This window comes from Pseudomonas sp. NPDC088368 (genome assembly GCF_044753445.1).
Lineage (GTDB): Bacteria > Pseudomonadota > Gammaproteobacteria > Pseudomonadales > Pseudomonadaceae > Aquipseudomonas > Aquipseudomonas bambusae.
The window spans coordinates 226,925-240,003 of the sequence record NZ_JBIVNG010000012.1 but is presented as its reverse complement, the minus strand read 5'-3'; the positions used below and the strand labels follow the sequence as shown (position 1 = coordinate 240,003).

Sequence of the window (13,079 nt, the reverse complement as noted above, 5' to 3'; positions counted from 1 at the left end):
ACGCCATGAGCCCGTTTCGCATTCTCGCTGCCACCCTGGCCTTGTTTTTCGGCTTGCAGATGACCCCGGCGATGGCGCAGGTCGAGGCATCAGGCAGCGGCGACCCCGTTTATGAAATCCAGAACCCACCGGCGTACGCCATGATCGGCGACCTGTTGGTCGCCCGCCCGCTGCTGATCGTCGCCACGGTCGCGGGTGCGGCGCTGTTTGTCGTGGCCTCGCCATTCGCGGCGGCAGGCGGCAATCTGGGTGCCACCGGCAAGGCCTTGGTGGTTGATCCCGGCAAGGCAGCCTTCGTTCGCTGCCTCGGCTGCACCACCAGCGGCTACGGCAAACACGACTGATCCGCGCAAGTCCGCACCAGACTCAGCGGTGCATCAGGCCTGAAAATCGCTGAAATCCCTACGCCGCGAGGATCGCTCGCGGCTTCGACGTTGGCGCTGTTCTTGTCCCACAGGAGTACTTGCTGATTACCAAAGTCGCGTCGGGTCTCCCTCAGTTTGTAACCCCGCTCGCGCAAATCATTCAACTCCTCGGCGGTAAACGCCCCCGGCTCGTACTCCATCACATCCGGCATGTATTGATGGTGGTAACGCGGCGCCGACACCCATTGGGCCACCGGCCGGTCGTCCAGGTATTCCAGCATCGACAACAGCACAATGCTCGGAATCCGGCTTCCTCCCGGAGTGCCGAAAGCGGTGAAGGTATTCGGGCTTTCAATGAAACTGGGGCTCATGCTCGACAGCGGCCGTTTGCCCGGTTCGATGATGTTGGCCTGACTGCCCACCAATCCGTACGTGTTGCTGCCTTTGGGATCAACGGCGAAATCGTCCATTTCGTCGTTGAGGATCACGCCGGTGCCGGGCACCGTAAACGTCGAGCCAAACGGAAGGTTCAGGGAGAGCGTCGCCGCAACGGCATTGCCTTTGTCGTCGAGCACTGAGAAATGGCTGGTGTTGTCGCCTTCCCGCCAGCGGGGCGCCGGTGGCAACGCAGTGTTCGGTGTCGCCATGTGAGGGTCCACGCTGGTCGAGAGCTGGAGCAGATAATCAGGCGCCAGCACTTGGGCGACGGGATTAGGCACGAAGTCGGGGTCGCCGAACAACACCCGATCACGGTACGCGCGGCGCAATACTTCGACGACGTAATGGGCGCGTTGCACTTTTTCGGATTCACGCCACGGCAGCTGTTGCAGCATGTACAGGCTTTGCGCCAGCGCGATGCCGCCCGCCGATGGGGGCGGGGCGCTGATCAATTCGCGCTGATCCGCCAGTTGAAAGCGTAGCGGCGTGCGGGTGACGACGTCGTACTCTTCGAAGTCGTGGTAATTCCAGATCCCGCCTGCCGCCCGATTGCCGTTGACCATGGCCTGGGCGGTCAGGCCGCTGTAAAAGCCTGATCGCCCTTTGTCTGCCAGGCGGTCGAGTGTCTGGGCCAATTCAGGTTGCTTAATGACTGCGCCCAAATCGGGCACATCATTGTTGCGCAGGAACAACCGGGCGCTCTCTTTGTTGGCTCGCAACGCGAAGAGTCTCCAGCTGGCGCGTTCACGGTAGATCTCATCCACCTTGAAACCGCGATAGGCGATGCGAATGGCGGGTGCCATGGAAATGCTGAGGGGCAGTCGCCCATAACGTTCTGCGAGTTCGACCAGCGCGGCAGGCAAACCCGGAATGGCGGCCGCCAGCGGGCCGTTCAGGGACAAATCCGGCTGCACGATGCCGTTGCGGGTGAACATCTTGAGTCTGGACTTCAAGGGCACTTTTTCTCGCGCATCGAGAAACTGGTACTGCACCGGCTCTCCGGCCTGGCGGAGCAAAAAGAAACCGCCGCCGCCCAATCCAGAACCGTAAGGCTCAACCACGGCGAGGGTGGCGCTGATGGCAACGGCGGCGTCGAACGCGTTGCCGCCATCGACCATGATTTCTCGGCCGGCGGCGGTGGCGATGGGGTGTGGGCTGGCAATGGCGGCCTGCCGGGGATGGTCAGGGCTGCCGTGAGCCGAGAGGGCGCACAGAAAAAGTGTGGCGCCAAACGAGGACGGTATCCACGTAAGCTTCGATGTCATGCGTATCTCGCTCGCTCAGGTCAACAGGCATTACAGCCAGTGTCTTCGGCGAAAGCGCGTATGCCGACAGGATATGCCTTCGTTTATGCCTTGCTGGTAATCAACTGGTACTTGGCCATCAGCTCGTCTTTGCTCTCGACGTGGTTTTCATCCAGTGGGATGCAATCCACGGGGCAAACTTGCTGGCACTGCGGCTCGTCATAGTGGCCAACACATTCGGTGCACAGGTTCGGGTTGATCACGTAGATCTCTTCACCCTGGGAAATCGCTTCGTTCGGGCACTCGGGTTCGCAGACGTCGCAATTGATGCAATCGTCGGTGATGATCAGGGACATGGAAACTCCAGCCGCGGCCAATGCCGGGGCATAACTAAACTAATGCGGCGAATTGTGCCGCATTAGCGCTCGGTATGCACCTGAACATAGCTCACGTACCCGGCTGAAACCTCTCCTTGAGCGCATGGGCGACAGCCGGATGCACGAACTTGGTGATGTCTCCCCCCAATGCAGCAATTTCCCTGACCAGCGTAGATGAAATGAATGAATAGCGTTCGGACGGCGTGAGAAAAAGACTCTCGACGTCCGGCGCAAGTTGTTTGTTCATGTTCGCCAGCTGGAATTCATATTCAAAATCGGAGACAGCACGCAGGCCACGCAGCAGGATATTGGCGTTCTGTTCCTGGGCGAAATGCGCCAGCAGGGTCGAGAAACCAACCACTTCGACGTTGTGCAGGTGCTTGGTCGCCTCGCGCGCAAGCTCGACGCGTTGCTCCAGCGAAAACAGCGGGTTTTTCTTGGGGCTGGCGGCTATGGCAATGACCACTTGGTCGAACATGCGCGATGCGCGCTCGACCAGATCGCCATGACCCTTGGTGATAGGGTCGAAGGTGCCTGGGTACAACACTCGGTTCATCGCGTCGTCCTGGTCGGAGTCCGAAGGGATTCGGATGGTAGCGCAGCGGGGCGAGGCGGCCAAGTCGCGGGCGTCTTCCACAGGCATCGCGGACGTGCCGAGATTCCACGACGCCCCCAACCCCGTGCCTGGCCGTTGCCTACCGAATGAACAGCTTGTAGATCAGTTTCTGAATCGCTTTCCCGTAAGGCGGATAAATCAGCCGCGCTGCGTTGACACGCTGTTTGATGAACACACCTTTGGCCTTGCTGAATGTCAGAAAACCTTCGTGGCCGTGGTAATGGCCCATACCGGAGGGACCGATGCCACCGAAAGGCAAATCGTCCTGCGCGACGTGGAGCAGCGTGTCGTTCAGACAGACTCCGCCGGAATGAGTCTGCTCCAGCACCCGATTCTGCTCGGCCTTGTCGTACCCAAAGTAGTAAAGCGCCAGCGGCCGAGGCCGGCGATTGATGTAGTCGAAAGCCTGTTCGATGCGCTCATATGGCACGATGGGCAGCAAAGGGCCGAAGATCTCGTCCTGCATCACCAGCATGTCGTCGTTGACGTCGAGCAGCAGACTAAAAGGCATACGTCGCCCCTGGCCCTGCTCATACAACGACACGATCTGCGCACCTTTGCTGCTGGCGTCGGCGATGTAGCCGTTCAGCCGTGCCATTTGTCGTGGATTGATAATGGCGGTGTAGTCCGGATTGTCCGCCAGCGTCGGATAAAACCTTTTGACGGCCTGACGGTAGGCGTCGACGAACTCATCGATCCGGTTCGCGGGTACCAGCACGTAGTCAGGCGCCACGCAGGTCTGTCCGGCGTTCATGGTCTTGCCAAACGCGATTCGCTCGGCGGCGTCCATGATCGGCACGTCCTGCGAAACGATGGCCGGAGACTTCCCGCCCAGTTCCAGCGTAACGGGCGTCAGGTTTTCAGCGGCGGCGCGCATTACGTGCCGTCCAATGCTAGTGGCCCCAGTGAACAATAAATGATCAAAAGGCAGCTTCGAAAACGCCATCCCCACCTCGGCTTCCCCCAGAACCACGGCCACCAGATCCTCTGGAAAAATCCTGGCGAACAGCGTTTTGAGCAGTTCTCCGGTCGCAGGCGTTGACTCGCTGAGCTTGAGCATCACACGATTACCTGCTGCTAGCGCGCCGACCAAGGGGCCAATGGCCAGATACAACGGATAATTCCACGGGACGATGACACCGACGACGCCCAGCGGCTGATAGATGACTTTTGCTGACGCGGGCTGAAACGCCATGCCGACGCTGCGTCGAGACGTGCGCATCCACTTCTTTAAATGACGCCGGGCGTAGCGGATGTTGTGGAGGCTCGGCATCAACTCGGCAAGCAGCGTTTCATCAGCGCAGCGATGGCTGAAATCCGTGCTGATCGCCTCGATCAACGCCTGGCGTTCGTCGCTGAGCAATTGATGCAGGCTGTCGAGCCATTGCAGGCGCTGCCCGGCAATCGGCATGGGATTGGCCGCAAAAGCCTGGCGTTGCAGGTCGAACAGGCGTTCGAGCGTATCAGGCGATGTGGATGCCGCCTGGAGCGTTGGCCATTGCACGGATTCGACAGGCATTGCTGCGGTTCCTTTTGAAGTTATAGAGTGTTTCTAGAGTTGTAGCTCTACAAAGTCAAATGCCGCCTGTGAGCTTGAGTTTGGGCAGGATTACAGCGTTTCTGGTCACACACGCGGCCAAATATTTTTCCGGGCGATATTTCATTTAAATCCCGTTCCGCCGATAAGGCTTTTAGTGCGTTCGCGGACCGTTTAGCGGGTAGATCATGCAAAGCTGCGTAAAGAATCTGATTGAACAAGGCGCCCACCTGTTTGGTGAAATGCTGAATGTCGAGCAAGTCCAGGCGCTCTACCGCGCCATGGTCGCTGCACGTGCGTTCGATGGCAGCCTGTTCATGGACGAAGCGGAGTATCTGGCCCAGGAAAACCATTTCAACGCCAACCCGACCAAGGCGTTTAATTTTCTGAATCAGTTCGACGAGCAGTTGCAGTTCATCGAGCAGGACGCGCGCTTGACGGGCGTACTCAGTGAGCTACTGGGCGACGATTATGAAGTGGTGATCAAAAAGGCTGTTTGTGGCGTCCCGGATTCGTGGCTGCCAGACTGGATTCGCGAGCGGATTCGCGACGTGAACGTGGCCAACCTCGGCCCATACATCAAGAAGCCTTACCGCGACATCACCTATTTTCGCGGCATCGACTTTCATCAGGACATCATCGATTGGCCCCAAGGGCGGGTCGAACTGGACCCCTCTACGTTTCTGACGCTGTACGTCTATTTGCATGACGTGACGGAGTACGATTCGCCACTGCACCTGATTCCTGGCTCCCACCAGTTTGGCGCCACGCTGTTTCCGCACAGCCTTGAGCCGTTGGGGGGTGATCAGTGGATGTACGCCGATGACCACGGCAACGCGATCCGCTGCCAGGATCGCACCCTGCTGGGCGGTCCCGGCTATGTCGGGTTGTGGCACAACTGCACCTTGCACGGCACGCGACCCGTTGCGCACGAGTCTGAGCAATTTCGTTTGTCGCTGCGTTATTTGGTGGGTAAGTCGAACGGCAATCATACGAAGACCGCCATTGATGAGATCAACGAGACGCTTCAAGGGGATCTCAAGCCGATGCGCACGCGTCGGGATCTGGACGACAGAGGGGCTGCGCGGATGCGCGGCAATATCATCAATGCGAAAGGTTGAAGCGGCCAAATCCGGGGTTCGGCTCTCCGGCAGCCAACTTCGGTACATCAACAAGTTGTCGACAGGCTGCAAGGGACTGCGCGAGTTCGCGAGCAAAACGTTATGAAAATCCAATTCCTGCAGTTGCAGACACATGGCGATGAGCGCGGCTCATTGATCGCACTGGAAGAGGGCAAGAACATCCCCTTCTCGGTCAAGCGTGTCTACTATATGTTCGAAACCGGGGAGGGGGTCCGTCGTGGCTTTCACGCCCACAAGTCGCTGAAACAGGTGGCCGTGGCCGTACGAGGCTCGTGCCGTTTCATGCTGGATGACGGGACGGAGAAAATCGATATCCGTCTCGATCACCCGCAACAGGGGCTGCTGATCGAGTCCTTCATCTGGCGGGAAATGTACGATTTCTCCCCAGACTGCGTGCTGATGGTGCTGGCCGACAATCTCTACGATGAGGCCGATTACGTCAGGGACTACGCCACTTTTCAGCAGATGGTTTCAGACGAGATGGCCCCTGATGCGTATCGACCTTTTTTGACCGCGGCACGAGGTTAGTGAATGGATATCCCGTTTCTCGATTTGAAAGCGGTCAATCATGAATACGCCGACGAGTTGAAAGCGGCTTGCGCCAGGGTCATCGATTCAGGTTGGTACATCGGTGGCGCCGAGTTGGCCCGGTTCGAAAAAGCCTTCGCCGAATACTGCGGTGTCCCCTTCGCTGTCGGCACCGGCAACGGCCTGGACGCGCTGATACTGGTGCTTCGCGCCTGGAAACAACAGGGCAAGCTCAAGGCCGGGGACGAGGTGATCGTCCCAGCCAATACGTTCATTGCCACGGTATCTGCGGTGACCGAAACCGGGCTCGTACCCGTGCTGGTCGATATCGACCCCGCCACTCACAATCTCGATTGCGCAGCCGTCGAAGCCGCTATCAATCCTCGAACACGCGTGCTGCTGCCGGTTCATCTCTACGGCCAACTGGCGCCGATGCCACAGCTCATGGCCCTGGCGGAGCGCCACGGGCTGCTGGTGCTTGAAGACTGCGCCCAGGCGCATGGTGCTCAGTTGAACGGTCGCAAGGCCGGTAACTGGGGGCATGCCGCGGCCTTCAGCTTCTATCCAGGAAAAAACCTCGGCGCGCTCGGGGACGGTGGCGCCGTGGTCACGTCGGATGACGAGCTGGCACGATTGGTCAGGGCATTGGGTAACTACGGCTCCAGCGTCAAATACCGGCACGACTACCCCGGCGTGAACAGCCGGCTGGACGAAATCCAGGCCGCGATGCTGTCGGTCAAACTGGCTTATCTGGACGCCGATGCCGAGCGCCGTCGGAAAGTGGCCGAGCGCTACCTGCGAGGGGTCAACAACCCTCTGATCACGCTGCCTGGCGTTAGCGAGCGCAACGCTCATGTCTGGCATCTCTTCGTGGTCGAATGCGTTGAGCGCGACGCCCTGCAACAACATTTGGCGCGGCGTGGCATTCAGACCGCCATTCACTACCCCTTGCCAATTCCTGATCATGCACCGTACAAGGCCCTGAAGCTGAGCCTCCCCATGGAGAAGGCGCGACTGCATGAGCGAATTCTGTCGCTGCCGATTTATCCGACACTGAGCGAAGGCGAGCAAGAACGGGTCGTGGCGGCGCTCAACGAGTTCAAGCGGGAGAACGCGTCGGGACACGCTTGAAGAGTGTGCTCTTCACACCGGGGGCGTGTGATGTGCTGCCAAGACGCACCGAGTCGCGACGGCATGCGTTAAGATCCAGCACATCACTGTGACAACCACACGTTCGAGTCGAACATGGCGCCGCGCATCAAAACCCTACGCATCAAAACCCGTGAACGCATCGTGCAAAGCAGTCTGGAGCTTTTCAATCTGCAGGGCGAGCGTAGTGTCAGCACCAACCACATCGCCGCGCACATGGAAATTTCGCCAGGCAATCTCTACTACCACTTCCCCAATAAGCAGGCGATCATCGCCGAGCTCTTCAGCGAGTACGAAACGCTGGTGGACAGTTTTCTGCACCCGCCGAAAGGGCGTTTGCCGGATGTCGAAGACAAACGCCATTACCTCATGGCGATCCTCGACGGGATGTGGCGCTACCGTTTCCTGCACCGCGACCTTGAGCACCTGCTCGACGCCGATCCAGAATTGGCGACGCGCTATCGCCGGTTTTCCCAGCATTGCCTGATCAAGGCCATGGCCATTTATGGCGGCTTTGTCGAGGCCGGTATCTTGAAAATGGACACCGTGCAGATCGAATCCTTGACCCTCAACGCCTGGATCATCCTGACGTCCTGGGTACGCTTTCTCTGCACGACGCGGGAAAACGCCGCGCACCTGAACGAAAACGCCATTCGGCGCGGTGTCTATCAAGTCTTGGTGCTGGAACTGGCCTACGTCACGCCGCTGGCACACGACGCGGTCCACGCGCTGTGCACCGAATTTTACGTGCCGCTGAACAAGGCACTGGAGGAGGCGACTCCATGAGCGTCTCCTTCAATCCAATGCTCTTATCGCTTTAGCCACTTTCACTGTCTGCAGGAGCCCGTCATGTCCATCGCGCAATTGATCAGCCCGCAACAACTGGCCGAACGCCAAAAACAGCCCGGCCTCGTGATTCTGGATTGCCGTTCCTCTCTTGAGGATCTGGACTACGGCCAGCGCAGCTACGCGGAGGGCCATATCGAAGGCTCGTCCTACGCCGACTTGCTCAATGACCTGAGCGGCCCGATCACCAAGGGCGTGACCGGTCGACACCCGTTGCCTGACCCCAACACGCTGATCGACCGTTTGCGTTTCTGGGGCGTCAACAATGACAGCGACATCGTGCTGTACGACGACGGCCCAGGCGCCTATGCCGCGCGTGCATGGTGGCTGCTGGCGTGGCTGGGCAAACGCGACGGCGTGTTCATTCTCGATGGTGGCCTCAAGGCCTGGCACGCGGCGGGCTTGCCGTTGAGCCTCGACCCGCCGCAGCACGTCGAGGGGCGATTCGAAGGCAAGCCTGACGATGCGCTGGTGCTTAGCGCGGCCGATGTGCAGAAGAAGCTCGATAAACCTGAAGTGACCTTGATCGATGCCCGTGCCCCGGCGCGTTTCCGCGGGGAGGTCGAGCCGATTGACCCCATCGCCGGGCACATTCCTGGCGCGCAATGCGCAGCGTTCACCGATAACCTTGGGCCGGATGGCCGGTTTTTGCCTGCTGATCAGCTCAAGCAACGTTTCGCGGAAACCCTGAACGGCCGCCCGCCTGAAAAGCTCGTCGCATACTGCGGTTCGGGGGTGACGGCCTGCCACAACCTGTTCGCACTTTGCCTGGCCGGGTATCCGTTGGGGCGTTTGTACGCCGGGTCGTGGAGCGAGTGGATCAATGATCCGCAACGTGGAATCGCGAAGGGAGAGTGATGCAAATGGCGCCGTTACGAGCAGCGGCGCCAGATGTCCCGTATCAGCGGACAAGTTTCTGGTCGGGCACCACGAAGCCTTTGTAGTTGGCCTCGATGAACTGCTTCACTTCCGGCCCGGTCAGGTACTTCGCCAATAGCGTCAGTCGAGGATCGTCCAGCATCTCGTTGCGGGCGTAGATAAGGTTGGCGTACGGGTTGTCCGCTGTGTGTTCCCGTACCAGCGCACGTGACGGATCGACGCCGTTCGACAGGGCAACGTCCCCGTTGATGAAGCTGGCATCGGCATCAGGCAAGGCTTTGGCCCGCAGCACTGTGTCTGTCGGGATCAATTGCAGATGGCGCGGGTTGTCGATGATCGACTTTTCGCTCACCGAAATCGCCGCTGGCGAGCTGTCGAGCTTTTCCACATTGAGCTTGATCAGCCCCAAGTCCTGAAGAATGAACAGTGAGCGGGGCAGGTTGGTTTGCTCGTTGGGGACCAGGATTTTCGCGCCGTCCGGCAGGTCTTTGGGGCTGGTGTATTTCACCGAGTACAAGCCAAAGGCGTTCAACAGCACTGTCGCTTTGCCATCGAAATTGTTGAGCTTGGGGTGCGCCGCTTTCCAGGCGTTGACGTAGGGTTGGTGCCCCGTGAAATTCACATCGGTGTCACCGCTGGCGAGCAGCTCGTAGGAATCCAGCGCGCCACTGCCGCCGCTGGTGGTCAGCTTGAGCTTCAGCCCTGAATCGTCAGCGTCCGCTAGTTTCTGCACGAAACGCACAATGTCGCCCTGAGGCGAAGCGGTCGCGTAAATTTTCAGCGGCGTGTCCGGGACGGTCGTGCCCTTGTTGGCGGTGGCCGTCACCTCGCTGGCCGACGCGGTGGCGCCCATGAAGGCCGGAATGACCATCGCAACACTGGCAACGATCGCTGTGAAGGCGGCGGCCAATGCCACCGTGCGTCTGGATGTGGCGCGTGTGTTTTCCATGATTTCTCTTCGACAAGGTTGAGCGGGGCAGCAGGCCTGGCGACCTGCCGCTGAGTGTTTGCGGCTATCGCTTATGGCTGCGGGCACGAATCCACACGTCGCCGGTGATCTGGATGAACTGGACGATGATGACCATCGAAAACACCGAGATGAACATCAGCTCGCCGTAGAAACGCTGGTATCCAAACTCGATGGCGAAATCCCCGACGCCGCCTGCGCCCACGGCGCCCGCCACTGCGGTGCCCTCCACGGTGCCCACCAGAATGATGGTCATGGCATTGAGCAATCCTGAGAAAGACTCGGGCAGCAGCACCCGGAAAATCAGTTGAAAGCGGGTCACGCCCATGGAACGTGCGGCCTCGATTCGGCCCTGATCAATCTCCCGCAGCACCGACTCCACGAGCCTTGAGAAGAACGGCGTGAAACCCAACACCAGCGGAATGATGGCCGCCACCGGCCCAAGCGTTGTGCCCACGGCGGCGCGGGTAACGGGGATCAGCAGCACGATCAGAATCAGGAACGGAATGGAGCGACCGACGTTGACGGCGGTGGTCAACAGGTAATACAGCGCCGGTCTCGGTGAAATGGATTGTGGCGCGATCAGGTACAGCGTGGTGCCAACCGTGAGACCAGCCACGATGATGCAGGGTCCGGCGATGGCGATCATGTAGAGGGTCTGCGCCAGGGCGGCCCAGAAATCCGGAAGGTAGGTTTGCCAGGTCATGGGGTTCATGGGGCGCTCGAACGGGAATCAGAGGTTGACGGTGATCATCTGGTCGGTCAGCCATTGCTTGACCTGCCCGACATCGAGGTGGGTCTGCGGGTGGCGTGGGCGAAAGCGCACCTGAAACCGGGCGACCGGGGTTTTGCCAAGATTGTCGACCCGCCCGGACAGGATCGAGAAGTCGAGACTCAGGGCACCCGCGAGTGTGGACAGCAGGTCGGTCTGGGTTTCGGGATGCTCGAAAATCAGGTCTAGGGTGTCGGGTCCGTTCTGCCAGGCGGCGTCTTTGTTCAGGGGCAGAAGGTGGTCCTTGAGAACCGAATGCTCCCGCTGGATCACGTCCTTGAGCGTGCCCGCTTCGGTGATACGCCCGTGTTCGATCAACACAGCGGCATCGCAGGCGTAGCGAATGACATCCCATGAATGCGTGATCAGGATCACAGTGAAACCGTAAAGCTGCTTGAGCTCTCCGAGCAGATCAAGAATGGTCTGCGTGGTTTGCGAATCCAGCGCGCTGGTGGCCTCGTCGCACAGCAACACTTGAGGGTTGGTGATTAGGGCGCGGGCAATGCCGACGCGCTGTTTCTGCCCACCTGACAGCTGTGAGGGGTAATGCCCTTCGCGATCTTGGAGTCCGACTTTTTCGATCAACGCCCTCGCGCGTGCATACCGCTCGGCGGCCGGGACGCCGCGAATGGCGAGCGGAAACGCGACGTTGTCGAGGACGGTCTTGCCGTGAAACAAATTGAAGTGCTGAAAAATGGTCGACACTTTCGACAGGTATTCGCGCTGACCCCGAGCATCCAGCGATGCCAAGTCCTGGCCGTCGAACTCAACGGTGCCTGCCGATGGCGCTTCCAACAGATTGAGCAGACGCAGCAGCGTGCTTTTGCCAGCGCCCGATGTGCCGACGATGCCGAGAAACGCGCCGCGCTCGATTGTCAGATCGACATCGTCAAGCGCGGTGGTGGCGGTGTTGTCGCGGTTGAAGGTTTTGCTGACGTGGGTCAGACGGAAAATCGGATCACTCACTGCAGCTGTCCTTGGTGATATTCGCTTGCGCGACAAATCAGACGTCGAAAACCGCCGACATCAGACGTGCCGCCAATCATTCAAGAACTGCATAATCAGTGCTACTGGTTATAGCTGAAAGGAATTTTTAATTCTTTGCTTATAACCTCGTTCAAATCTGCCCCATCGCCCAGCGCAGCAAAAAGAACACCGCCAGGCCGCCGCCGATTGTTGCCAGCAGGTTGCGGCTGAAGGCAGCGATGGCGATAGCGGCAATCCCCGCCAACAGGTAGGCGTTGTGCCACGATACCTGCCAATGCTGGCCGTCCGGCAGGAGCATGCCAGGCACAACGATCGCAGTGAGCACCGCAGTCGGCACGTAGTGCAGCCCTTGGCGAACCACCGGCGGGAAACGCAGATTCGGCCAGGCGAACAGGCTGTAGCGCATCAGAAATGTGATCGCGGTCATGCCGAGAATCAGCCACCAATAGCTCATGAATGCACCTCATTGCTCGGGGCGTCCTGCGCGTCGGAAGACTGCCGGCGTTCGAGAAGTACGCCCACGGCGATGCCACTGAACGCCGCGGCCATCAGCCCCAATTTATAGGGCCACGACCAGGTCATCAGCGCGACAGCACCGGCCGCCAGCGCAGCCGCGACCTGCGGTCGGTTGCGCAGAAGCGGGACGACGATGCCGATGAACGTCGCCAGCATCGCGAATTCCAGCCCCCAACTCGCCATGTCCGGCACGGCTTGACCGAATAAAACGCCGACCAGTGAACTGCTGACCCAGCAAGCGTAGAGCGCAACGGTGACGCCCAGCCAGTACCAATGCGCCAGCGGGGTACGGCCATGAACGAGGTAAAAGCGCTGGACGACCGCGAAGGTTTCATCGGTCAGCCAGAACGCCAGCAGCAACCGCCAGCGCTGCGGCAACCCCTGAACTTGAGGCTGCATCGTGGCGCTGTACAGCACGTGGCGAAGGTTGACGATGAACGTGGTCAGCAAGATCACGACTGCGCTGGCGCCAGCGCCCATCAAGCTGACAACGATGAACTGCGCCGACCCGGCATAGACAAACATCGACATGCCGACCGCCTGCCACAGCGACAAGCCGCCAACGCCTGCGAGGGTTCCAAATATAATGCCGAACGGTGCAATGCCGACCAGCATCGGCACGCTGTCGCGAAGACCGCGAACGAACAGTTGATTACGAGACATGGTTCTTCTCCTTATGTCCCGCAGGGTAGGCGTTCGGGGTGGGAGTGTCTTGA

At 59.6% G+C, this 13,079-nt stretch carries 15 protein-coding genes; 6 read left to right on the top strand and 9 right to left on the bottom strand.

The genetic code is table 11. The annotated features are described in order from the left end of the window. Positions 1-5 precede the first annotated feature (5 nt). Positions 6-344 carry a multidrug transporter gene (locus ACIQAL_RS25680; RefSeq protein WP_401150381.1) on the top strand — a complete coding sequence of 113 codons (339 nt, stop codon included), beginning with the start codon at positions 6-8 and terminating at the stop codon, positions 342-344. On the opposite strand, the gene ggt is transcribed toward ACIQAL_RS25680, so the two are convergent. From ggt to ACIQAL_RS25660, 4 genes are all read right to left on the bottom strand, one after another. Next, complete coding sequence (gene ggt, locus ACIQAL_RS25675; protein WP_401150380.1) at positions 326-2,068, bottom strand: gamma-glutamyltransferase; 1,743 nt, start codon at positions 2,066-2,068, stop codon at positions 326-328. The two genes, ACIQAL_RS25680 and ggt, sit on opposite strands and share 19 nt — an antisense overlap. A gap of 83 nt (positions 2,069-2,151) precedes the next feature. Continuing rightward, positions 2,152-2,403, bottom strand: coding sequence for a YfhL family 4Fe-4S dicluster ferredoxin (locus ACIQAL_RS25670; RefSeq protein WP_074752410.1), 252 nt, complete (start codon positions 2,401-2,403; stop codon positions 2,152-2,154). 91 nt (positions 2,404-2,494) lie between these two features. Further along, positions 2,495-2,980 carry a pantetheine-phosphate adenylyltransferase gene (gene coaD, locus ACIQAL_RS25665; RefSeq protein ID WP_401150408.1) on the bottom strand — a complete coding sequence of 162 codons (486 nt, stop codon included), beginning with the start codon at positions 2,978-2,980 and terminating at the stop codon, positions 2,495-2,497. A 139-nt stretch (positions 2,981-3,119) separates the two neighbouring features. After that, entirely contained in the window at positions 3,120-4,559 is a 1,440-nt protein-coding gene (locus ACIQAL_RS25660; RefSeq protein ID WP_401150378.1) for a coniferyl aldehyde dehydrogenase, read from the bottom strand. A gap of 206 nt (positions 4,560-4,765) precedes the next feature. Between ACIQAL_RS25660 and ACIQAL_RS25655 the strand changes: the two genes are divergently transcribed. The 5 genes from ACIQAL_RS25655 (at position 4,766) to ACIQAL_RS25635 (ending at position 9,100) form a co-directional block, all read left to right on the top strand. Then, positions 4,766-5,698, top strand: coding sequence for a phytanoyl-CoA dioxygenase family protein (locus ACIQAL_RS25655; RefSeq protein WP_401150376.1), 933 nt, complete (start codon positions 4,766-4,768; stop codon positions 5,696-5,698). A gap of 102 nt (positions 5,699-5,800) precedes the next feature. Continuing rightward, positions 5,801-6,247 (top strand): sugar 3,4-ketoisomerase, encoded by a 447-nt coding sequence (locus tag ACIQAL_RS25650; protein WP_401150374.1) that lies wholly within the window; start codon positions 5,801-5,803, stop codon positions 6,245-6,247. A 3-nt stretch (positions 6,248-6,250) separates the two neighbouring features. Beyond that, a complete protein-coding gene (locus ACIQAL_RS25645) occupies positions 6,251-7,378 on the top strand; it encodes a DegT/DnrJ/EryC1/StrS family aminotransferase (protein WP_401150373.1) in 1,128 nt (375 codons plus the stop codon). A gap of 114 nt (positions 7,379-7,492) precedes the next feature. Beyond that, complete coding sequence (locus ACIQAL_RS25640; RefSeq protein WP_166595779.1) at positions 7,493-8,182, top strand: TetR/AcrR family transcriptional regulator; 690 nt, start codon at positions 7,493-7,495, stop codon at positions 8,180-8,182. 63 nt (positions 8,183-8,245) lie between these two features. Beyond that, positions 8,246-9,100 (top strand): sulfurtransferase, encoded by an 855-nt coding sequence (locus ACIQAL_RS25635; RefSeq protein WP_401150371.1) that lies wholly within the window; start codon positions 8,246-8,248, stop codon positions 9,098-9,100. A 43-nt stretch (positions 9,101-9,143) separates the two neighbouring features. Here ACIQAL_RS25635 and ACIQAL_RS25630 read toward each other — a convergent pair whose 3' ends face one another. The 5 genes from ACIQAL_RS25630 to ACIQAL_RS25610 all read right to left on the bottom strand — a co-directional run bounded on the left by ACIQAL_RS25630 (position 9,144) and on the right by ACIQAL_RS25610 (position 13,026). Then, a complete protein-coding gene (locus tag ACIQAL_RS25630; RefSeq protein ID WP_401150370.1) occupies positions 9,144-10,070 on the bottom strand; it encodes a MetQ/NlpA family ABC transporter substrate-binding protein in 927 nt (308 codons plus the stop codon). Between the two features lie 64 nt (positions 10,071-10,134). Further along, a complete protein-coding gene (locus tag ACIQAL_RS25625) occupies positions 10,135-10,803 on the bottom strand; it encodes a methionine ABC transporter permease (RefSeq protein ID WP_401150368.1) in 669 nt (222 codons plus the stop codon). A gap of 18 nt (positions 10,804-10,821) precedes the next feature. Beyond that, on the bottom strand, positions 10,822-11,826 hold the full coding sequence (locus ACIQAL_RS25620) for a methionine ABC transporter ATP-binding protein (protein ID WP_401150367.1): 1,005 nt from the start codon (positions 11,824-11,826) through the stop codon (positions 10,822-10,824). A gap of 151 nt (positions 11,827-11,977) precedes the next feature. Then, on the bottom strand, positions 11,978-12,301 hold the full coding sequence (locus ACIQAL_RS25615) for an AzlD domain-containing protein (protein ID WP_166595774.1): 324 nt from the start codon (positions 12,299-12,301) through the stop codon (positions 11,978-11,980). Continuing rightward, positions 12,298-13,026 carry an AzlC family ABC transporter permease gene (locus ACIQAL_RS25610; protein WP_401150365.1) on the bottom strand — a complete coding sequence of 243 codons (729 nt, stop codon included), beginning with the start codon at positions 13,024-13,026 and terminating at the stop codon, positions 12,298-12,300. The genes ACIQAL_RS25615 and ACIQAL_RS25610 overlap by 4 nt, the downstream gene beginning before the upstream one ends. Between the last annotated feature and the right edge of the window lie 53 nt (positions 13,027-13,079).

Excerpts from the sequence above, each read along its gene's own strand:
- ACIQAL_RS25680 (WP_401150381.1), top strand. The coding sequence starts at position 6 with ATGAGCCCGTTTCGCATTCTCGCTGCCACCCTGGCCTTGTTTTTCGGC.
- ggt (WP_401150380.1), bottom strand. The coding sequence starts at position 2,068 with ATGACATCGAAGCTTACGTGGATACCGTCCTCGTTTGGCGCCACACTT.
- ACIQAL_RS25670 (WP_074752410.1), bottom strand. The coding sequence starts at position 2,403 with ATGTCCCTGATCATCACCGACGATTGCATCAATTGCGACGTCTGCGAA.
- coaD (WP_401150408.1), bottom strand. The coding sequence starts at position 2,980 with ATGAACCGAGTGTTGTACCCAGGCACCTTCGACCCTATCACCAAGGGT.
- ACIQAL_RS25660 (WP_401150378.1), bottom strand. The coding sequence starts at position 4,559 with ATGCCTGTCGAATCCGTGCAATGGCCAACGCTCCAGGCGGCATCCACA.
- ACIQAL_RS25655 (WP_401150376.1), top strand. The coding sequence starts at position 4,766 with ATGCAAAGCTGCGTAAAGAATCTGATTGAACAAGGCGCCCACCTGTTT.
- ACIQAL_RS25650 (WP_401150374.1), top strand. The coding sequence starts at position 5,801 with ATGAAAATCCAATTCCTGCAGTTGCAGACACATGGCGATGAGCGCGGC.
- ACIQAL_RS25645 (WP_401150373.1), top strand. The coding sequence starts at position 6,251 with ATGGATATCCCGTTTCTCGATTTGAAAGCGGTCAATCATGAATACGCC.
- ACIQAL_RS25640 (WP_166595779.1), top strand. The coding sequence starts at position 7,493 with ATGGCGCCGCGCATCAAAACCCTACGCATCAAAACCCGTGAACGCATC.
- ACIQAL_RS25635 (WP_401150371.1), top strand. The coding sequence starts at position 8,246 with ATGTCCATCGCGCAATTGATCAGCCCGCAACAACTGGCCGAACGCCAA.
- ACIQAL_RS25630 (WP_401150370.1), bottom strand. The coding sequence starts at position 10,070 with ATGGAAAACACACGCGCCACATCCAGACGCACGGTGGCATTGGCCGCC.
- ACIQAL_RS25625 (WP_401150368.1), bottom strand. The coding sequence starts at position 10,803 with ATGAACCCCATGACCTGGCAAACCTACCTTCCGGATTTCTGGGCCGCC.
- ACIQAL_RS25615 (WP_166595774.1), bottom strand. The coding sequence starts at position 12,301 with ATGAGCTATTGGTGGCTGATTCTCGGCATGACCGCGATCACATTTCTG.
- ACIQAL_RS25610 (WP_401150365.1), bottom strand. The coding sequence starts at position 13,026 with ATGTCTCGTAATCAACTGTTCGTTCGCGGTCTTCGCGACAGCGTGCCG.